The sequence below is a fragment of the Pseudomonas sp. DTU12.1 genome, assembly GCF_009873475.1.
GTDB classification, from domain to species: Bacteria; Pseudomonadota; Gammaproteobacteria; order Pseudomonadales; family Pseudomonadaceae; genus Aquipseudomonas; species Aquipseudomonas proteolytica.
Map to the genome: position 1 here is coordinate 5655716 of NZ_CP045254.1, position 21351 is coordinate 5677066.

The following is a 21351-nucleotide window of genomic DNA, read 5'->3' on the forward strand; positions in this document are numbered from 1 at the left end:
CTCTTCGCATGTGGACATTCACTACCATGCTGACTGAACAGAAAATCCCACTAGGCCAGTACATCGCTGCCTTCGTCGAATGGTTGACGCAGAACGGCGCCGATTATTTCGACGCGATCGCATCGACACTGGAAACGATGATCCACGGCGTGACGTTCGCGCTGACCTGGTTCAATCCGCTGGCATTGATCGGTCTGATTGCGCTGCTTGCACACTACATTCAACGTAAATGGGGGCTGACTGTTTTTGTCATCGTCTCCTTCCTGTTGATCCTCAACCTGGGGTACTGGCAGGAAACCATGGAGACCCTGGCCCAGGTGCTGTTCGCCACCCTGGTTTGCGTGTTGATCGGCGTGCCGCTGGGCATCGTTGCCGCGCACAAACCGATGTTCTACACGATGATGCGCCCGGTGCTCGACCTTATGCAGACCGTGCCGACCTTCGTCTACCTGATCCCGACCCTGACCCTTTTCGGGCTGGGGGTGGTACCCGGGCTGATCTCCACGGTGGTGTTCGCGATCGCCGCGCCAATCCGCCTGACCTACCTGGGCATCCGCGATGTACCGCAAGAACTGATGGATGCCGGCAAGGCCTTTGGCTGCTCGCGCCGCCAACTGCTCTCGCGCATCGAACTGCCCCACGCCATGCCGAGCATTGCTGCCGGTATTACCCAATGCATCATGCTGTCGTTGTCGATGGTGGTGATCGCAGCCCTGGTGGGCGCCGACGGCCTCGGCAAACCCGTGGTCAACGCGCTGAACACCGCCGACATTTCCCTGGGCTTTGAAGCGGGCCTGGCGATTGTGCTGCTGGCCATCATGCTCGACCGTATCTGCAAACAACCCGATGCCAAAGTAGGGGGTGATGCATGAGCATTATCCGATTCGACAATGTCGATGTGATCTTCTCCAAAGACCCACGCGAAGCCCTCAAGCTGTTGGACGAGGGGATGCACCGCAACGAAATCCTGAAAAAGACCGGGCAGATTGTCGGCGTGGAAAAAGCCAGCCTGGATATCGAGAAAGGCGAGATCTGCGTGTTGATGGGCCTGTCCGGTTCCGGCAAGTCGAGCCTGTTGCGCTGTATCAACGGCCTTAACACCGTGAGCCGTGGCCAGTTGTTTGTGGAGCATGAAGGTCGCCAGATCGACATCGCTTCGTGCACTCCGGCAGAGCTGAAAATGATGCGCACCAAGCGCATCGCTATGGTGTTCCAGAAGTTCGCCCTGATGCCTTGGCTGACTGTGCGCGAAAACATCAGCTTTGGCCTGGAGATGCAGGGTCGCCCCGAGAAGGAGCGGCGCAAGCTGGTGGACGAAAAGCTCGAACTGGTCGGCCTGACCCAATGGCGCAACAAGAAGCCCGACGAACTCTCAGGCGGTATGCAACAGCGCGTCGGCCTGGCCCGCGCCCTGGCGATGGACGCCGACATCCTGTTGATGGACGAACCGTTCTCGGCCCTCGACCCGCTGATCCGCCAGGGCCTGCAGGACGAATTGCTGGAGCTGCAACGCAAGCTGAGCAAGACCATCGTGTTCGTCAGCCACGACCTCGACGAGGCACTCAAGCTGGGCAGCCGTATCGCGATCATGAAAGACGGCAAGATCATCCAGTACAGCGTGCCGGAAGAGATCGTGCTGAACCCGGCGGATGACTATGTGCGCACGTTCGTCGCCCATACCAACCCGCTCAACGTTTTGTGCGGCCGCAGCCTGATGCGCACCCTGGACAACTGCAAGCGGGTCAACGGTTCGGTATGCCTGGATCCGGGCGGCGACTCGTGGCTGGACCTGGCCGAAGGCAACACCATCCAGGGCGCGCGGCAAAATGGCGTAGCGATGAACCTGCAGAACTGGGCGCCGGGCCAAGCCGTGGAAGGCCTGGGGCGGTTGCCGACCTTGGTGGATTCGAATATCGGCATGCGTGATGCGTTGCAGATTCGCTACCAGACCGGCAACAAGCTGGTGCTGCACGACAACAACAAGGTGGTGGGGATTCTGGGGGACAGCGAGCTGTACCACGCCCTGCTGGGCAAGAACCTGGGCTGAAGACCCAAGTGAAGGAACTGGATCAATGTAGGAGCGAGCTTGCTCGCGAAAAACTCACAGGCACCGGGTTCCTCCAGGAAACACGCGTTATCGTTGACGTTTTTCGCGAGCAAGCTCGCTCCTACATTTGACCGCATTGCCAAGTTTGAACAGGCGGTGTCAGTGACGACACCACCGGCTTTTATCAGCTATAGACACGGCCAAGGAGCTGCCGATGGCTTTCAAACTGATCGAGCACATCCCGGGTGATCTGTTCCTGGGTGAAGCCCATCAGGTCGTATTCCTGACCGCCGTTGTGCAGGTAGACCTCGGCGCGGTAGTAGCGCGCACGCTCCTCGTGCGCTTCGATCGACTCACTCGGCGCCGCCAGGTAGCCATCCAGGCTCACCTCGTAGACAAACGGGTTGCCTTCCATCTCGATCCGCACGCCAATGCAGCGCTTGGATTTACCCAACAGCGTCTGCACATCCAGCCCCTGGGCGCGCAACGCCACGGCCGCTTCTTCCAGCGCCGGGGTGACTTTCTTGTCCATGAAGCGCTGCACCACAGCCTGGCTCGGTTGCAGGTCCTGGGCAGTCAGGCGCTCGCTGAAACCACGACGGCCACGTTCGGCCAATTGCGCCTGCTCCTGTTCGATGGCCACGTCCTGGCGCATGGCCTTGTGCAAACCGAACATAAAGAAGATCAGCACCACCGAGAACGGCAAGCCCGCCAGCACCACCATGGTCTGCATGGCTTCGAAGTTACCGGCAAACAGCAAACCGATGGTCACCAGGGTGATCACCGCCGACCAGAAGATCCGCAGCCAGTGCGGCGCATCCTCATCCACGTTGCCGCCTTTGCACGACAGGTTGGCCATCATCACCGCGCCGGAATCCGCCGGCGTCAGGAACAGCACAAAGCCGACAAAGATCGACACGCCGATCACCACTTTCGACGCCGGGTAGTATTCCAGCAGCTGGTAGATCGCCATGGAGGGTTGCTCCAGCGCGGTCTTGCCCAGCTCCACGGCCCCATGGTTGAGCACCAGGTCCAGGGCCGAGTTGCCGAAGATCGACAGCCACGCCAGGGTAAAGCCCAGCGGGATCAGCAGTACGCCCGCCACCAGTTCGCGTACGGTACGGCCACGGGAAATACGCGCGATGAACATGCCCACGAATGGCGCCCAGGAAATCCACCAGGCCCAGTAGAACAGGGTCCACAGGCCCATCCAGCGCTCGGATTTCTCGCCATCGCCTTCGTACACGTACAGGTCGAAGGTCTTGAGCACCAGGCCGTTCATGTAGTCGCCGATGTTCTGCACAAAGCCGTTGAGCAGGTGCAGGGTCGGGCCAAACAGCAGCACAAAAATCAGCAGGCCGCTGAACAACACAATGTTGAGGTTGGACAGGCGGCGAATGCCGTTCTCCACGCCCGACACGGCAGCGATGGTCGCCACGGTGCTCATCACGATGATCACGATCAGCAGGTTGGTGTTGCTGTGCTCCATGCCGAACAGGTTTTCCAACCCGGACGACACTTGCATCGAACCAATCCCCAGGTTCGTCACCAGGCCCAGCAGGGTCACGAACATGCCGAAGCCGTCCACCGCGTGACCGGCCGCGCCTTTGACCCAGCGCTCGCCCATCAATGGGTACAGCGCCGAACGCAGCGCCAGCGGCTGGTTATGCCGGTAGGCAAAGTACGCCACGGCCAGGCCGACCAGCGCGTAGATCGCCCAGCCATGCAGGCCCCAGTGCAGGAAGGTCAACTGCAACGCCTGGCGCGCGGCCATATGGGTGGCGGCGGCGCCTTCAGGCGGGTTGAAGTAGTGGTCCAACGGCTCGGACGCGCCGAAGTACAGCAACGAAATGCCGATGCCCGAAGAGAACAACATGCCGGCCCAGGCGCCGTAGCTGAAGTCTGGAGTGTCGGCCTTGCTGCCCAGCTTCAATTTGCCGTAGGAGGAAAACGCCAGGCCCACCACGAATACCAGGTAGGCGGCGATGACCACCATGTAGTACCAGCCAAAGCTTTTCGAGAGCCAGGTCTGGGCGACTCCCAGCATTCTGCCGGCCTCTTGCGGGGCGATGATCAGAACGGCGGTCAACAACAGGATCAACGCGGTGGAGGTGTAGAACACCCAACCGTTGACCCGCACCTTTTCCGGTGGGGTCTTTATAAGAGAGGCAGAACTCATGGCACAGAGGCTCCGGGCAGTGCGAGAGAGGACACAAGGCAGCGCTTGACCCGCGCCATCGATTTTTCGGCAGTCGACGGACGGGTGTTATAAAGACATCCCGAAAAACCCCGAACCCCAGCCAAGCGCTGTGACGGGCTGTTTCAGGGGTTTTTACGGATGTCAGATGTGCCTGCCGACACGTAGGAAATACCTGTAGGCAGCGACCATTTGTCGCAGATCTTATTCTTTGTTGATTGAACGTTCAATCAAAACAAAATAGACTGGCCCTCAAGCCGACGAACGTTTACGCCCGTCGGCAGGCCTAAGGAGAGGTGCTACATGCCCAAGGTCGGTATGCAACCCATACGCCGCCAACAGTTGATCGAAGCCACATTGACGGCCATCGATCAGGTTGGGATGGGAGATGCCAGCATTGCGCTGATCGCCCGTCTGGCCGGCGTTTCGAACGGCATCATCAGTCACTACTTTCAGGACAAGAATGGCCTGATCGCCGCAACGATGCGGTACCTGATGAATGTGCTGATCGAGAACGTCCACGAACGCAGGCTTGCGCTGAAGGACGACAGCCCACGGGCGCACCTTCGGGTGATCATCGAGGGCAACTTCGACGCCAGCCAGGTCAACGGACCGGCAATGAAAACCTGGCTGGCCTTCTGGGCCACCAGCATGCACCACCCGTCTTTGCACAGGTTGCAGCGGATCAACGATCAACGTCTGTATTCCAACCTGTGCTGCCAGTTCCGCCGAGTGCTACCGCTGCCGCACGCACGCAAAGCAGCCCGAGGCCTGGCGGCCCTGATCGACGGCTTGTGGTTGCGCGGCGCCCTGTCGGGAGACGCTTTCGACACGGAGCAGGCGCAACGGATCGCTTACGAATACATGGATTTCCAATTGGCCAAGCAGGTGAGTTAGAGCACACATAAACGCTCAACCCCTGAACGGCTACTGAGTGGGCTGCGCCCCTCAGTGGTTAACGCCAACCACTTATGCACTTGCGAGGACTTTATGGCCCGTTTCGAACTGCAAAAACTCTACATTGACGGCGGCTACAGCGACGCTGGCAGCGATGCCACCTTCGAAGCCATCAACCCGGCTAACGGTGAAGTTCTCGCCAACGTGCAACGCGCCACTTTCGAAGACGTCGAGCGTGCCGTGGTCAGCGCCGAAAAGGGCCAGAAAATCTGGGCCGCGATGACTGCCATGGAGCGTTCGCGCATCCTGCGTCGCGCCGTGGAAATCCTGCGCGAGCGCAACGATGAACTGGCTGCCCTGGAAACCCTGGACACCGGTAAATCCTTCTCCGAAACCAAGTACGTCGACATCGTCACCGGTGCCGACGTGCTGGAATACTACGCCGGCCTGGTGCCTGCCATCGAAGGCGAGCAGATCCCGCTGCGCACCACCTCCTTCGTCTACACCCGCCGCGAGCCGCTGGGCGTGGTCGCCGGCATCGGCGCGTGGAACTACCCGATCCAGATCGCCCTGTGGAAGTCCGCCCCAGCCCTGGCTGCCGGCAACGCAATGATCTTCAAGCCAAGTGAAGTGACGTCGCTGACCACCCTGAAACTGGCCGAGATCTACACCGAAGCCGGCGTTCCGGATGGCGTGTTCAACGTCCTGACCGGCAGCGGCCGTGAAGTCGGCACCTGGCTGACCGAGCACCCGCGCATCGAAAAAATCTCCTTCACCGGCGGCACCGACACCGGCAAGAAGGTCATGGCCAGCGCTTCGAGCTCCTCGCTCAAAGACGTGACCATGGAACTGGGCGGCAAATCCCCGCTGATCATTTTCGACGACGCCGACCTGGATCGCGCCGCCGACACCGCGATGATGGCCAACTTCTACAGCTCCGGCCAGGTCTGCACCAACGGCACTCGCGTGTTTATTCCAAAGCACCTGCAAGCCGCCTTTGAAGCCAAGATCGTCGAGCGTGTTGCGCGCATCCGCGTCGGCAACCCAGAAGACGAAAACACCAACTTCGGCCCGCTGGTCAGCTTCGCCCACATGGAAAGCGTGCTCGGCTACATCGCCAAAGGTAAAGAAGAAGGCGCACGCCTGCTGTGCGGCGGCGACCGTCTGACCGACGGCGACTTCGCCAAGGGCGCGTTCGTGGCACCGACTGTGTTCACTGACTGCACCGACGAAATGACCATCGTGCGTGAAGAGATCTTCGGCCCAGTGATGAGCATCCTCACCTACGAGACTGAAGAAGAAGTGATCCGTCGTGCCAACGACACCGACTTCGGCCTGGCTGCTGGCCTGGTGACCAAGGACTTGAACCGCGCCCACCGCGTGATTCATCAGCTCGAAGCGGGTATCTGCTGGATCAACGCCTGGGGCGAGTCCGACGCCAAGATGCCGGTTGGCGGCTACAAGCAGTCGGGTGTTGGCCGTGAGAACGGGATCAGCTCGCTGAACAACTTCACCCGCATCAAATCGGTACAGGTTGAGCTGGGCGACTACGCCTCGGTGTTCTAAACCCGAGTTCTGTATTGCCTGCGAGGCCGCCATCGCAGGCAAGCCAGCTCCCACATTGGAATGCGTTCCCCTGTGAGAGCGGGCTTGCCCGCGATGGAGCCCGACCTGACCATCTCCAAAGAGGGTGCATTTATGTCCCAAGAATACGACTACATCATTGTGGGTGCCGGCTCTGCCGGTAACACCCTGGCGACCCGTCTGACCGAAGACGAAGGCGTCACCGTCCTGCTGCTGGAAGCCGGCGGCCCGGACTACCGTCTCGATTTCCGTACCCAGATGCCAGCTGCCCTGGCGTTCCCGCTGCAAGGCCGCCGCTACAACTGGGCCTATGAAACCGATCCAGAGCCACACATGGACGGCCGCCGCATGGAATGTGGTCGCGGCAAGGGCCTGGGTGGCTCCTCGCTGATCAACGGCATGTGCTACATCCGTGGCAACGCCATGGACTACGACAACTGGGCGAAACTGCCAGGCCTGGAAAACTGGAGCTACCTCGACTGCCTGCCGTATTTCCGCAAGGCCGAAACCCGCGACATCGGCCCTAACGATTACCACGGTGGCGAAGGCCCGGTCAGCGTGACCACGCCCAAGGCCGGCAACAACCCGCTGTTCCACGCCATGGTCGAAGCCGGCGTGCAGGCCGGCTACCCGCGCACTGAAGACTTGAACGGCTATCAGCAGGAAGGCTTCGGCCCGATGGACCGTACCGTCACGCCGAACGGCCGTCGCGCCAGTACCGCCCGTGGCTACCTGGACACCGCCAAGAAGCGCTCGACCCTGACCATCGTCACCCATGCCCTGACCGACAAAGTGTTGTTCGAAGGCAAGCGTGCGGTCGGCGTGCGTTACCTGATCGGTGCCGCCGAAGAACGTGTTGAAGCCCGTGCGCGCAAGGAAGTGCTGGTGTGCAGCGGCGCAATCGCCTCGCCACAACTGCTGCAACGTTCCGGTGTCGGCCCGGCCAAACTGCTGGAAAGCCTCGACATCCCGGTGGTCCACGACCTGCCAGGCGTCGGCGAAAACCTGCAGGACCACCTGGAGCTGTACCTGCAATACGCCTGCACCCAGCCAGTCTCGCTGTACCCGTCGCTGCTCTGGTACAACCAGCCGGCGATCGGTGCCGAATGGCTGTTCAACGGCACCGGCATCGGCGCCAGCAACCAGTTCGAAGCGGGCGGCTTTATTCGTACCCGTGAAGAATTCGAGTGGCCGAACATCCAGTACCACTTCCTGCCGGTAGCGATTAACTACAACGGCAGCAACGGTGTGAAAGAGCACGGTTTCCAGGCGCACATGGGCTCCATGCGTTCGCCAAGCCGTGGCCGCGTGCAAGTGAAGTCGAAGAACCCACGGGACTACCCGAGCATCCTCTTCAACTACATGGCCACCGAGCAGGACTGGCAGGAGTTCCGCGATGGCATCCGCCTGACCCGTGAAATCATGCAGCAGCCGGCACTGGACCAGTACCGTGGCCGCGAAATCAGCCCGGGCATCGAGGTGCAAACCGACGAGCAACTGGACAAGTTCATCCGCGAGCACGCCGAAACCGCGTTCCACCCGTCCTGCTCGTGCAAGATGGGCACCGACGAAATGGCCGTGGTCGATGGCGAAGGCCGCGTGCATGGCATGCAGGGCCTGCGGGTGGTCGATGCGTCGATCATGCCGATCATCACCACCGGTAACCTGAACGCGCCAACCATCATGATCGCCGAGAAAATCGCCGACAAGATGCGTGGCCGCCAGTTGCCGCGCAGCACCGCCGACTACTACGTGGCCGGCGATGCGCCAGTGCGTGGCAAGCCGTTGCGTGAAGTGGGTCCTAGCGCGCAGTAATCGTTACACCGCGGCGCCCCTTTCGCGGGCAAGCCCGCTCCCACATTTGAATGTGTTCACACATCAAAATGTGGGAGCGGGCTTGCCCGCGATGAGGCCCGTCCAGCCTACACACACCTTCCCAGACTCTTCGTACAGCGCCCCACCCTTGATCCCACCCCCCGCGCCGGCCTAATCTAGTCCCTCGCGCAAACGTTTCACCTCCCTACCGACACGCCGGCTTCTGCCTGGCCACGAGGCTTTCTCATGTTTGATGTCGTTTCTTCGAGCAAATGGCCTACCGGCTTCCTGATCAATCCAAACGTTGAACCGCTGGACCCGAAATGGCTGAAGGAATTCAGCAAGATCCCGGCCGCGGCCGTCAGCGACTGCCTGGGCCGTAACGTCGGTGGCCTGGGCCTCAAGGCCTTCCACGGCAATGCACCGATGCTCGGCAGCGCCCTGACCGTACGTGTGCGTCCCGGTGACAACCTGATGATTCTCAAAGCCATGCAAATGGCCCGCCCGGGCGATGTGCTGGTGATCGACGGCAGCGCCGACCTGACCCGCGCCGTGTTCGGCGGCATCATGCGTGCCATGGCCCTGAAGGCCGGCATTGTTGGCGTGGTGATCAACGGCGCCCTGCGCGACCTCGACGAATGGCAAACCGGCGAGCTGCCGGCCTACGCCATCGGCGGCGTACATCGGGGGCCGAGCACCGACGGCGGCGGCGAGATCAACGTACCGATCTCGTGCGCTGGCATGCTGGTAGCCCCTGGCGACCTGATGATCGGCGATGGCGACGGCGTGGTCGCCGCCTCACGCAGCGAACTGCCGGAGTTGCTGGTGCGCTGCCATGACCTGCTGGCCCGCGAGAAAGCCACACTGGCCGCTATCGAAGCCGGCACCCTGGACCCTGATCGCTTTGACGCCATCCTGCGCGCCAAGGGTTGCCCGGTCTAACCCTGTAGGAGCGAGCTTGCTCGCGAAAAACCCAAGAGCGCGGCATTTATCCAGAATGCCCGCGCCATCGTTCGCGACCTTCGCGAGCAAGCTCGCTCCTACAGCGATGAGGGCCTCCGGGCCACCGCTGCCAACAAGGAGGTCCCCATGTTCGACAAACACCCGCAACTCAAACAACATTTCGCCGCCCTGCGCACCCACGCCGAGTTCTTCTCGTTGCGCTACGTGCGCGAGTCCGGCCAGTACCTGTCGGTGCGCAAGAACGTCGCCGAGCCGCCGCACCTGAGCCGCGACGAAGGCGCCATGCTCACCGTGCGTCTCAACGGTGTCGAAGCCTACGCCGCCACCCATGATATTTCCCTGGCCGGCCTGCAAGCCGCGCTGGAGCGGGCCGAACAGCAAGCCCGTCGCATCAGGCCCCATGCCCTGCTCGACCTGCGCGACCAGCCGGTATCCAGCGACATCGCCGACTATCTGTCGCCAGAACTCGACCAACCCTTCCCGTCCCTGAGCGACTGCTACCAACTGCTCGGCGCCGAATCGGCTGCCGTGCCCAAAGATGAGCGCCTGGTGAACTGGGAGGTCAGCCTGGGCACCACTCACGTCGAGCAGATCTACCTCAACAGTGCCGGCGCCGAGTTGCGCCAGGCCCAGCGTTTTGTGTTCCCCGGTGTCGATGTCACGGCCTACGACGGCAACGACAGCCAGACCCGCACCCTGGGCGGCAGCAACTTTGGCCAGCAAGGTGGCTTTGAGGTGATCAGCCGTTTCGGCCTGGTCGGCGCCGCGCCACGGATTGCCGACGAGGCCCTGCAACTGCTGCTGGCCCCCAACACGCCCCAAGGCCCGCGCGACCTGCTGCTGATGCCTGACCAGATGATCCTGCAGATCCACGAGTCCATCGGCCACCCGCTGGAACTGGACCGCATCCTCGGCGACGAGCGCAATTACGCCGGCACCAGCTTCGTCAAGGCCAGCGACTTCGGCCACCTGCAATACGGTTCCAACCTGCTGAACGTGACCTTCGACCCCAACATTCCCGAACAACTGGCCAGCTACGCCCATGACGATGACGGCACGCCCGCCAACAAGCAGTTCCTGATCCGCAACGGCCTGCTGCTCAAACCCTTGGGCGGGGCGCTGTCGCAATACCGCTCGGGCCTGGGCGGCGTGGCCAACAGCCGCGCCAGCAGTTGGAACCGCGCGCCCATCGACCGCATGGCCAACCTCAATATCGAGGCCGGCGACCAAAGCCTGGCGCAACTGATCGGCGGTATCGAGCACGGCATCCTGATGTCGACCAACCGTTCCTGGTCAATCGACGATGCGCGCAACAAGTTCCAGTTCGGTTGCGAATGGGGCCAGTTGATCGAGAACGGCGAGCTCAAGGGCGTGGTCAAGAACCCCAACTACCGGGCGATTTCCGCGCAGTTCTGGCGCAAGCTCAGTGCCGTGGGCGATGCCAGTACCTTCAAGGTGCTGGGCACGCCCAACTGTGGCAAGGGCGAGCCGAACCAGGTGATCCGCGTCGGCCATGCTTCGCCTGCGTGTGTATTCAGCGATGTAGATGTGTTTGGGGGAGATGCCTGATGAATGCTTTCAAGGAACTGGTGGAGTGGCTCAAACAGGCCATCACCGCCGAGGAACAGTTTCATCTGGGCTACGCGGCGGAGTCGTCCGAATTCGTGCGTTTCAATCACGCCAAGGTACGCCAGGCCGGCCAGGTGCAGCAGGCCAGCCTCAACCTCAAGCTGATCAATGATGGCAGGCATGCCGACCTTGGCATCACCCTGGCCGGATCCCCCGAAGTCGACCGCCAGCGCCTGGCCGAGGGCCTGCAGCAATTGCGCGAAACCCTGCCCTTGCTGCCCAAGGATCCTTACCTGCTGCTCAATCACACGGCTTGGCAGAACATGAGCGAGCAGGCCCAGGCGTTGCCAGACCTCGATCAGGTTCTGGCCGACATCAGCCACGGCGCCCAAGGCCTGGACTTGGTCGGAATCTATGCCGCCGGGCCGATCAGCCACGGGTTCGCCAGCTCGTCGGGGGCCTTTGGCTGGCACCAGGCCAATAGCTTCAACTTTGACTTCAGCTTGTTCCATGCCAATGGCGAGGCGGTAAAGGCCAGCTACGCCGGTGATGCCTGGGACAGCGCGGCGTTTGCCCAGCGCTTGCAGCACGCCCGCGAACAACTGGAGTTCCTGGGCCGACCATTGCACGCCCTGGCGCCCGGCCAATACCGTGCCTACCTGGCGCCGGCGGCTCTGGAAGAAATCGTCGACATGCTCACGTGGGGCGGTTTTTCTGCACAGGCCATCGCCAGCAAGGGCAGCCCATTGCAACGCCTGTATGCCGGTGACCAGGCTCTGAGCCCGCTGGTGGGCATGAGCGAACAGATCACGGCCTCCCTGAGCCCGGCGTTCTCCCGTGACGGTTATCCGCGCAGCGACGTGACCTTGATCGCCGATGGCCGGGCGCAAGGGCGCCTGGTCAACTCACGCAGCGCCGCCGAATACGGCTTGAGCACCAACGGCGCCAGCGGCGATGAGTCCCCCAGCGCCTTGCAGATGACCGCCGGCAACCTGACCCAGGCCGATATCCTCAAGCAACTGGGCACTGGGCTGTATATCAGCAACCTGTGGTACCTGAACTACTCCGACCAGCCGGCGGCGCGCCTGACGGGCATGACCCGCTTCGCCACGTTCTGGGTGGAAAACGGCGAGATCAAGGCGCCGGTCAGCACCATGCGTTTTGACGACAGCGTGTACCACCTGCTGGGATCGCAGTTGGAAGCGCTGACTGCCGAGCGCGAGCTGCGGCTGTCGGCCAGCACCTACGGCGCGCGCAACACTTCATCCAGCTTGCTGCCCGGCGCTTTGGTCAAGCGTCTGACCCTGACCTTGTAAACCTTGGGCCGAGTGTGGTGAAGGCAAGCTTGTTGTGGCGAGGGGGCTTGTCCCCCGCTGGGCTGCGAAGCAGCCCCAAAACCAGCCCCCGCGGTCAACCTGACACAACTCGGTGCACCTTACTGGGGCTGCTTCGCAGCCCAGCGGGGGACAAGCCCCCTCGCCACAACAAGCTCCCTGAGAACACAGCAAGCTCCTTGGCCACACCAAACTCCCTACCCACGTTTTAGGCCGGCTCCTACAGGGCAATCCCCCGCACGCTGATGAACCTTCCCTGACAGCGCCCCGTTGGTTGGCGGGCTGTTGTCGACTCTCCAAAAGCTCGTTATAACAGTTAGTGGCATCCCGCCACCTTTCAACCCGCTTGCCCGCAAGCGATGCATGACCTCGCCCGGGATAGGGCGAGCCGGAGCGTTGACATGTACCAAGGAAGTTTTGTCATTGATAAGTTGTTCAAGCACTACAACGTTCACGTAGAGCAATTGGGTAACGATCCGCAACGCAAGACCGTGCTGTTGGTCAACGGCGCGCTGTCCACCACCCGCTCATTCGCCCGCACCAGCAAGTGCCTGGCCGAGCATTTCAATGTGCTGATGTTCGACCTGCCGTTTTCCGGCTATTCGCGCCCGCACAACACCGATCTGGACCTGGTGACCAAGGACGACGAAGTCGAGATCCTGCGGGCGCTGGTGGAGCGCTTCGAGGTCAACCATCTGGTGTCGGCCTCCTGGGGTGGCATCTCGACCCTGCTGACCCTGGCACGCAACCCGCCTTCGATCGAAAGCTCGGTGGTGATGGCCCTGGCGCCCAACCTCAACCAGGCGATGCTCGAATATGTGGAGCGGGTGCGGGTGCTGATCGAGGCCGATGACAAGTCCGCCGTCGGCCACCTGCTCAATGAAACCGTCGGCAAATTCCTCTCCAGCCGGCTCAAGCGCAACAACCATCGGCACCTGTCGACCATGGCCACCACCGAATACCGCCAGGCACGCTTTCATATTCATCAGGTACTGGCCCTGGGCGATGGCAACTACCTGCCGCAACTACGCCAGATCGAGACGCCGGTGCATTTCCTCAACGGCACCCTGGATGAGTACACGCCGGCCAATGAGGCCCAACTGTTCAAGCACTATGTGGGGCGCAGCAGCTTCGCCAGTGCCGAACACACCGGCCATTTGCTCGACCTGGAGTCGCGGGAGGCGGCGCTCGCAGTGCATCGGGCACTGATCGATTTCCTGGTGGGCAAACACGTAGCCATCGCCGATATAGACGAACCGCCAGTGGGAAAACCGGCCGAGGTTGGCGCATAATCGGCAACACATAGCCTGCTAACAAAAAGGGATCTCATGCCGAATCGTGTCGTGCTCGATGCCAAGACCGCCCGCTGGTTGCCCTGGGTGGTAGCGATTGCCTTCTTCATGCAGTCGCTCGACGGCACGATTCTCAACACGGCCCTGCCCGCCATGGCCGAGGACCTGGCGGAAAACCCGCTGCGCATGCAGGGTGTGATCATCGCCTACATGCTCACCGTGGCCTTGCTGATCCCGGCCTCGGGCTGGATCGCCGACCGTTTCGGCACCAAGAAGATTTTCTTCGGCGCGATCATGCTGTTCAGCATCGGCTCGCTGCTGTGCGCCCTGTCCAGCAGCCTGACCATGCTGGTGGGCGCCCGGGTGATCCAGGGCCTGGGCGGCGCGCTGATGCTGCCCGTCGGCCGGCTGGTGGTGCTGCGCGCCTACCCGCGCTCGGAGCTGGTGCGGATCATGGGCTTTATCACCATTCCCGGCCTGCTCGGCCCCCTGCTCGGCCCGACCATGGGCGGTTGGATGGTGCAGTACCTGACCTGGCACTGGATTTTCCTGATCAACCTGCCGGTGGGCATGATCGGCTGCTACGCCGTGTGGAAATTCATCCCCGACCTGCGCGGCACTGAGCGCACGCGCTTCGACAGCCTGGGCTTTTTGCTGTTTGGCGCGGCGATGGTGCTGATCACCATTGCCATGGAAGGCCTGGGTGAGCTGCACCTGCCGCACTTGCGCGTGATGTTGCTGCTGTTCGGCGGCATGGCGTGCCTGGCGGCCTACTGGCTGCGCGCCGGGCATATCGAAAACCCGCTGTTCTCGCCGGTGCTGTTCAAGACCCGGACCTTTGCCGTGGGCATTCTCGGCAACCTGTTCGCCCGCCTGGGCAGCGGCGCCCTGCCGTTCCTCGTGCCCTTGCTGTTGCAGATCGCCCTGGGCTATTCGCCGTCCCAGGCCGGGATGAGCATGTTGCCCCTGGCGGCGGCGGCCATGGTCGCCAAGTCCATCGCCCGGCCGCTGATCGAGCGCCTGGGCTATCGCATCGTGCTCACCGGCAATACGTTGCTACTGGGCATGATGCTGGCGAGCATGGGCCTGGTCAGCGAGCAGACGCCGTACCCGCTGCTACTGGCCATGCTCGCGGTGCTGGGGGCGATCAACTCCCTGCAATTTACCGCGATGAACACCGTGACCCTGATCGACCTCGACGATGCCCAGGCCAGCAGCGGCAACAGTTTGCTGTCAGTGGTGGCGCAACTGGCCCTGAGCCTGGGGGTGGCCTGCGCCGGCGCCCTGCTGGGCGGGTTTACCGCCGAAGCCGGTAACGATGGGGTCAATACCGTGCTTGAGGCATTCCAGTTGACGTTCCTCACCGTGGGCATCATGGCGATGCTGGCGGCGGCGATCTTCCTGCAATTGTCGCCAAAAGACGGCAAACGGATGGTCAGCCGCGAGCATGACATCGAGCATTAAGCGGCGTCTCGTCTAGAACTTGCAGGGAAATTCCCACGGGGCTGGTACACTGCGCGACATTTTGTTTTTGCAGAGCCAGTCCCGTGACCACCATCGCCACCGCTTTTAATACTTTGCCGCTCTCCGCCGCCATGCTGGCTAACCTCGACTCGCTGGGTTATGCCGAGATGACGCAGATCCAGGCGCAAAGCTTGCCGGTGATCCTCAAGGGGCTGGACCTGATCGCCCAGGCCAAGACCGGCAGCGGCAAGACCGCCGCCTTTGGCATCGGCCTGTTGAACCCGATCAACCCGCGCTACTTCGGTTGCCAGGCCCTGGTGATGTGCCCGACCCGCGAGCTGGCTGACCAGGTTGCCAAGGAAATCCGCCGCCTGGCCCGCGCCGAAGACAACATCAAGGTCCTGACCCTGTGCGGCGGCGTGTCCCTCGGCCCGCAGATCGCCTCCCTGGAACATGGCGCCCACGTCATCGTCGGCACCCCCGGCCGCATCCAGCAGCATCTGCGCAAGGGTTCGCTGGTGCTGGACGGCCTGAACACACTGATCCTCGACGAAGCCGACCGCATGCTCGACATGGGTTTCTACGACGCCATCGAAGACATCATCAGCAAGACCCCGGCCCGTCGCCAGACCCTGTTGTTCTCGGCCACCTACCCGGTGAGCATCAAGCAACTGGCCTCCAAATTCATGCGCGCGCCGCAGCAGGTCAAGGCCGAAGCGTTCCACTCCGACGAGCAGATCGAGCAGCGTTTCTACGAAATCTCCCCGGAAGAACGCATGGACGCGGTGACCAAGGTGCTGTCGCACTTCCGTCCGGCCTCCTGCGTAGCGTTCTGCTTTACCAAGCAGCAAGTGCAGGAAACCGTGGATCACCTGACCGCCAAGGGCATTTCTGCAGTCGGCCTGCATGGCGACCTGGAACAGCGCGACCGTGACCAGGTGCTGGCGATGTTTGCCAACCGCAGTACTTCGGTGCTGGTGGCCACCGACGTGGCGGCCCGTGGCTTGGACATCGACTCGCTGGACATGGTGATCAACGTCGAACTGGCCCGCGATTCGGAAATCCACATTCACCGCGTGGGCCGTACCGGTCGTGCCGGTGAGACCGGGATCGCCATCAGCCTGGTAGCACCGTCCGAAGCACACCGTGCCCAGGCCATCGAACTGCTGCAAAAAGCCCCGCTGAACTGGGACCAACTGAGCAACCTCAAATCCCAGGGCGGCGCGCCGCTGCTGCCGGTGATGAGCACGTTGTGCATTGCTGCCGGTCGTAAAGACAAGGTTCGCCCAGGCGACATCCTCGGCGCACTGACCGGTGAAGCCGGGATCCCGGGCGCCCAGGTCGGCAAGATTGCGATCTTCGACTTCCAGGCCTACGTGGCAGTGGAGCGCAGCGTCGCCAAGCAGGCGTTGCAGCGCTTGAACGATGGCAAGATCAAGGGCCGTTCGTTGCGCGTGCGGATCCTGTAAAGCTCTTCGATTCAATGGAGATCCAATGTGGGAGCGGGCTTGCTCGCGAATGCGGTGTACCAGTCGCCAGATCGGTTGGCTGACAGTGCGCATTCGCGAGCAAGCCCGCTCCCACATTTTTGATTGCATTTCAGATCAATATTTTGTGAGGACACCGTTTTGCGCTCGACCGAAGTTGTGATCATTGGCGCCGGCGCCGCAGGCTTGATGTGCGCGCTGACCGCCGCCGGGCGTGGGCGCAAGGTGATGTTGATCGACCATGCAAACAAGGCCGGCAAGAAGATCCTGATGTCCGGCGGTGGTCGCTGTAACTTCACCAATATGTACACCGAGCCTGCCAACTTCCTCTCGCACAACGCACACTTCTGCAAATCCGCCCTGGCCCGCTACACCCAGTGGGATTTCATCGGCTTGGTGGCCAAGCACGGCGTGCCGTACCACGAGAAAAAACTCGGCCAGCTGTTCTGCGATAACAAATCCAGCGACATCCTCGGCATGCTGCTCGACGAGTGCATCCAGACCGGCGTGAGCCTGCACCTGGACACCTCGATCCAGCAGATCAGCAAACTCGACAGCGGCTATCAGTTGCAGACCACCCTCGGCGAGTTGCGCTGCGAGTCGTTGGTGATTGCCACCGGCGGCCTGTCGATTCCGACCCTGGGCGCCACCGGCTTTGGCTACCAGGTGGCCAGGCAATTCGGCCATGAGCTGCTGCCGACCCGCGCCGGCCTGGTGCCGTTTACCATCACCGATCAGCTCAAGGATTTGTGTGGCGAGTTGTCCGGCACCTCGGTCGATTGCCTGGTGAGCTGTAACGACCAGAGCTTTCGCGAGAACATTCTGTTTACCCATCGCGGCCTGAGCGGGCCGGCGATTTTGCAGATTTCCTCTTATTGGGAACCTGGCGACACCGTGCAAATCAACCTGTTGCCCGACCACGACGCCCACGCCTGGCTGCAACAGCAACAGGCCGAGCGCCCCAACAGCGAGCTCAAGACCCTGCTGGGCGAGATCTTCACCAAGAAGATGGCCAACCTGCTGGCCGAGACGTGGTTTGTGTCCAAGCCGATGAAGCAGTACACCCACGCCGAACTGGCAGACATCGCCACCAAACTGGGCGACTGGCAGTTGGTCCCGGCCGGTACCGAAGGCTACCGCACCGCCGAAGTCACCCTGGGCGGGGTGGATACCCGGGAAGTGTCGTCCAAGACCATGGAATCGCTGAAAAGCCCCGGCCTGTACTTTATCGGCGAAGTGCTGGACGTGACCGGGCACCTGGGTGGGTTCAACTTCCAATGGGCCTGGGCGTCGGGCTATGCGGCGGCGCAGTACGTCTGAACCCCGCCCTCTAGAACGGTAATGCGATCACCTGTGGGAGCGGGCTTGCTCGCGAATGCGCAGTACCAGTCAACTGATCCGGTGGCTGGCACACCGCATTCGCGAGCAAGCCCGCTCCCACATTTTGATTGGGGTGTGCCAAAAACATTTTTTGCTTATGAATGTGATTGCCGCGCTTGCCGTGGCGTCATTACTGGCTCAATTTAGCGGCATCGTCCCGGAAGACCCCAGACTTCATGTCCTCGACCTCGTTCAAGCAGTCCATGCGGCGCCTTTGGGCACTGGATAAGTTCAGTTACAGCGTAAGGGTGTTTATCGCCCTCACCGGCAGCATGGCGCTGTGCTGGTACCAGGATGAAATGTCGCTGCTGATCCCGCTGTTCCTGGGGATCATCGCCAGCGCCCTGGCCGAGACCGATGACAGTTGGCAAGGCCGCCTCAACGCCCTGGCGGTAACGCTGGTGTGTTTCAGCGTGGCGGCGCTGTCGGTGGAGTTGCTGTTTCCCTACCCGTGGATTTTCGCCATCGCCATCGCCCTGGCGAGCTTCTGCCTGACCATGCTCGGCGCCTTGGGCGAGCGCTATGGGGCGATCGCCTCGGCCACCTTGATTCTGTCGGTCTACACCATGATCGGCGTGGATCAGCGCGGTGGCGCCGTCACCGATTTCTGGCACGAGCCCTTGCTGCTGGTGGCCGGTGCCGCCTGGTATGGCGCGCTGTCGGTGCTGTGGCAGGCGATGTTTTCCAACCAGCCGGTGCAGCAGAGCCTGGCCCGGCTGTTTCGCGAATTGGGGCGTTACCTCAAGCTCAAGTCGTCGTTGTTCGAGCCTATTCGCCAACTGGACGTAGAAGCGCGGCGCCTGGAACTGGCCCAACAAAATGGCCGGGTGGTGGCGGCGCTCAATGCGGCCAAGGAAATCATCCTGCACCGTGTCGGCAATGGCCGGCCGGGGTCCAAGGTCAGCCGCTACCTCAAGCTGTACTTCCTGGCCCAGGACATCCACGAACGCGCCAGTTCCTCCCACTACCCCTACAACGCGCTGGCCGAGGCGTTCTTCCACAGCGACGTGCTGTTCCGCTGCCAGCGCCTGCTGCGCCAGCAAGGCAAGGCCTGCCAGGCCCTCGCCGAGTCGATCCAGTTGCGCCAGCCGTTTGTCTACGACGCCAGCTTCGCCGAGGCCCTGGGCGACCTGAATGCATCCCTGGAACACCTGCGTATCCAGAGCAACCCGGCCTGGCGCGGCCTGTTACGCTCGCTGCGGGCGCTGGCGGCCAACCTGTCGACCCTCGACCGCCTGCTCAGTGACGCCAGCAACCCCGACAGCCTGGCCGATGCCAGCGACAGCAGCCTGCTGGACCGTTCGCCGCGCAACCTCAAGGAAATGTGGACGCGCCTGCGCACCCAACTGACCCCGACTTCGCTGCTGTTCCGCCACGCCCTGCGCCTGCCCCTGGCGCTGAGCGTGGGCTACGGCATGGTGCATTTGATCCACCCGTCCCAAGGCTACTGGATCATCCTTACCACCCTGTTTGTCTGCCAGCCCAACTACGGCGCGACGCGGCGCAAGCTCGGCCAGCGGATCATCGGCACGGCCATCGGCCTGACGGTGGCCTGGGCGCTGTTCGATCTGTTCCCAAGCCCCCTGGTGCAATCGATGTTCGCCATCGCCGCCGGGCTGGTGTTCTTTATCAACCGCACCACCCGCTATACCCTGGCCACCGCCGCCATTACCCTGATGGTGCTGTTCTGCTTCAATCAGGTGGGCGATGGCTACGGGCTGTTCCTGCCGCGCCTGTTCGATACCCTGCTCGGCAGCCTGATTGCCGGGCTGGCGGTGTTCCTGTTCCTGCCAGACTGGCAGGGCCGGCGCCTGAACAAGGTGCTGGCCAACACCCTGACCTGCAACAGCATCTACCTGCGCCAGATCATGCAGCAATATGCCGCCGGCAAGAGCGACGACCTGGCCTACCGCCTGGCCCGACGCAACGCGCACAACGCCGACGCTGCGCTGTCCACCACCCTGGCCAATATGCTGATGGAGCCGGGGCATTTTCGTAAGGAAGCCGACGTGGGCTTCCGCTTCCTGGTGCTGTCCCACACCCTGCTCAGCTACCTGTCGGGGCTCGGTGCGCACCGCGATACCCAACTACCGGCCGACATGCGCGAACACCTGATCGAAGGCGCGGGCAAGACCCTCGCCACCAGCATCGACGAAATTGCCACGGGGCTGGCGAACAAACAGCCGATCGCGGTGCAAAGCGATGCCGAGGAGGCGCTGGCGGTAGAGTTGGAGCAGATGCCCGATGAGATCGATGAGGCGCAAAGGCTGGTGCAGACGCAATTGGCGTTGATTTGCCGGCAGTTGGGGCCGTTGCGCACATTGGCCGCGCATTTGATCAAGGAAACCAGCGCGAGCAGATAGGGCTGTTGTGGCGAGCGGGCTTGCCCCGCGCTGGGCTGCGAAGCAGCCCCGGTAAGCCGAATGCGGTATATCAGAGACTCCGTAGCGGCTGGTTTTGGGGCTGCTTCGCAGCCCAACGCGGGGCAAGCCCGCTCGCCACAGGGGGGGCGTTCGTCATTGCGATGGGGCGCTGAAGCTCCCTACATCCCATGCTGTTTCAGCAGCCGCGCATAACTGCCATCCGCCTTCATCCTGCTGATCTCCCGGTCAAACCCGGCAACAATCTGCTCATGCTTGGGGTTTTTCAGGCTGACCAGGATATGCAGGCTGTTCTCACTCAATGGCTGGGGCAGGAACTCCACGGCATTGCGCACCCTGGGCGATTCCCGCGCCAGGTAAAAGCGCGCGACATACTCATCCTCGACCGTCATCCGCACGCGCTGGGCAGCCAACATGCGCACGGCCATGGCGAAGTTATGCACCGGGACTTTTTGCAGTTTGGGATCGGCATCGAAATCCGCCGAATAGGCATAGCCGCGCACTACCGCGATGGGATAGGCATGCAGTTGCTGCAAGTTCTGGTACTCAATGGGATCGTCGCGGCGCTTGATAAACCGCACGCGGTTAAGCAGATACTCGGCGGAAAACTGCCCCAACTGCGTGCGCGCCTCGTCGTACCAGGCGTTGACCAGCACGTCGTAACGCCCGTCCCCCACCCCCATCAACGCCCGTGCCCATGGCACCTGCTCGAAATCACTGGCATAGCCGGCACGCGCCAGGGCGGTGCTGACGATATCGGTGGCCAGGCCACCATTGATCAGGGTCGCATCGGTAAACGGCGGCCACGCATCCGCCACCAGGCGCAAGCGTTCCGCGGCCACCGTCGGGGCCAGCAACAGCAATACGATCAAAGCAACGGCACGAGACAATCGCAGCATGCTTAATGTCCTTGCACAGCGGGCAATTCGTTGCGGGCGATG

Annotated in this window: 15 protein-coding genes; 13 read left to right on the forward strand and 2 right to left on the reverse strand. The window is 62.1% G+C overall.

What is annotated here, in order from left to right:
• Window positions 1-26 precede the first annotated feature (26 nt).
• Together choW and choV are read left to right on the forward strand one after the other, a co-directional pair.
• On the forward strand, window positions 27-872 hold the full coding sequence (gene choW / locus GDV60_RS25160) for a choline ABC transporter permease subunit (protein ID WP_029300676.1): 846 nt from the start codon (window positions 27-29) through the stop codon (window positions 870-872).
• On the forward strand, window positions 869-2047 hold the full coding sequence (choV, locus tag GDV60_RS25165; protein WP_029300678.1) for a choline ABC transporter ATP-binding protein: 1179 nt from the start codon (window positions 869-871) through the stop codon (window positions 2045-2047). The genes choW and choV overlap by 4 nt, the downstream gene beginning before the upstream one ends.
• A 184-nt stretch (window positions 2048-2231) precedes the next feature.
• On the opposite strand, the gene GDV60_RS25170 is transcribed toward choV, so the two are convergent.
• Window positions 2232-4169 (reverse strand): BCCT family transporter, encoded by a 1938-nt coding sequence (locus GDV60_RS25170; protein ID WP_224791161.1) that lies wholly within the window; start codon window positions 4167-4169, stop codon window positions 2232-2234.
• 378 nt (window positions 4170-4547) lie between these two features.
• Between GDV60_RS25170 and betI the strand changes: the two genes are divergently transcribed.
• The 11 genes from betI (at window position 4548) to yccS (ending at window position 20392) form a co-directional block, all read left to right on the forward strand.
• Window positions 4548-5141 (forward strand): transcriptional regulator BetI, encoded by a 594-nt coding sequence (betI, locus tag GDV60_RS25175; protein ID WP_010207128.1) that lies wholly within the window; start codon window positions 4548-4550, stop codon window positions 5139-5141.
• 93 nt (window positions 5142-5234) lie between these two features.
• Window positions 5235-6707 (forward strand): betaine-aldehyde dehydrogenase, encoded by a 1473-nt coding sequence (betB, locus tag GDV60_RS25180; RefSeq protein ID WP_092231023.1) that lies wholly within the window; start codon window positions 5235-5237, stop codon window positions 6705-6707.
• A 132-nt stretch (window positions 6708-6839) separates the two neighbouring features.
• A complete protein-coding gene (gene betA / locus GDV60_RS25185; RefSeq protein ID WP_029300684.1) occupies window positions 6840-8540 on the forward strand; it encodes a choline dehydrogenase in 1701 nt (566 codons plus the stop codon).
• 246 nt (window positions 8541-8786) lie between these two features.
• On the forward strand, window positions 8787-9482 hold the full coding sequence (locus GDV60_RS25190; protein WP_029297314.1) for an RraA family protein: 696 nt from the start codon (window positions 8787-8789) through the stop codon (window positions 9480-9482).
• A gap of 147 nt (window positions 9483-9629) precedes the next feature.
• Complete coding sequence (locus GDV60_RS25195; RefSeq protein WP_159909034.1) at window positions 9630-11072, forward strand: TldD/PmbA family protein; 1443 nt, start codon at window positions 9630-9632, stop codon at window positions 11070-11072.
• Window positions 11072-12388 carry a TldD/PmbA family protein gene (locus tag GDV60_RS25200; protein WP_159909036.1) on the forward strand — a complete coding sequence of 439 codons (1317 nt, stop codon included), beginning with the start codon at window positions 11072-11074 and terminating at the stop codon, window positions 12386-12388. The genes GDV60_RS25195 and GDV60_RS25200 overlap by 1 nt, the downstream gene beginning before the upstream one ends.
• A 419-nt stretch (window positions 12389-12807) precedes the next feature.
• Window positions 12808-13698 carry an alpha/beta fold hydrolase gene (locus GDV60_RS25205; protein WP_092231032.1) on the forward strand — a complete coding sequence of 297 codons (891 nt, stop codon included), beginning with the start codon at window positions 12808-12810 and terminating at the stop codon, window positions 13696-13698.
• A gap of 36 nt (window positions 13699-13734) precedes the next feature.
• Window positions 13735-15162, forward strand: coding sequence for a multidrug transporter subunit MdtD (gene mdtD, locus GDV60_RS25210; RefSeq protein WP_029297321.1), 1428 nt, complete (start codon window positions 13735-13737; stop codon window positions 15160-15162).
• A 131-nt stretch (window positions 15163-15293) separates the two neighbouring features.
• Window positions 15294-16631, forward strand: a complete 1338-nt coding sequence (gene dbpA / locus GDV60_RS25215; RefSeq protein ID WP_232545553.1) for an ATP-dependent RNA helicase DbpA — start codon at window positions 15294-15296, stop codon at window positions 16629-16631.
• A 159-nt stretch (window positions 16632-16790) separates the two neighbouring features.
• Window positions 16791-17969, forward strand: a complete 1179-nt coding sequence (locus tag GDV60_RS25220) for an NAD(P)/FAD-dependent oxidoreductase (RefSeq protein WP_159909038.1) — start codon at window positions 16791-16793, stop codon at window positions 17967-17969.
• Between the two features lie 236 nt (window positions 17970-18205).
• Entirely contained in the window at window positions 18206-20392 is a 2187-nt protein-coding gene (yccS, locus tag GDV60_RS25225) for a YccS family putative transporter (RefSeq protein ID WP_092231036.1), read from the forward strand.
• Between the two features lie 179 nt (window positions 20393-20571).
• Here the strand turns inward: yccS and GDV60_RS25230 are convergent, their stop codons facing one another.
• Complete coding sequence (locus GDV60_RS25230) at window positions 20572-21309, reverse strand: ABC transporter substrate-binding protein (RefSeq protein WP_029297330.1); 738 nt, start codon at window positions 21307-21309, stop codon at window positions 20572-20574.
• Window positions 21310-21351 lie beyond the last annotated feature (42 nt).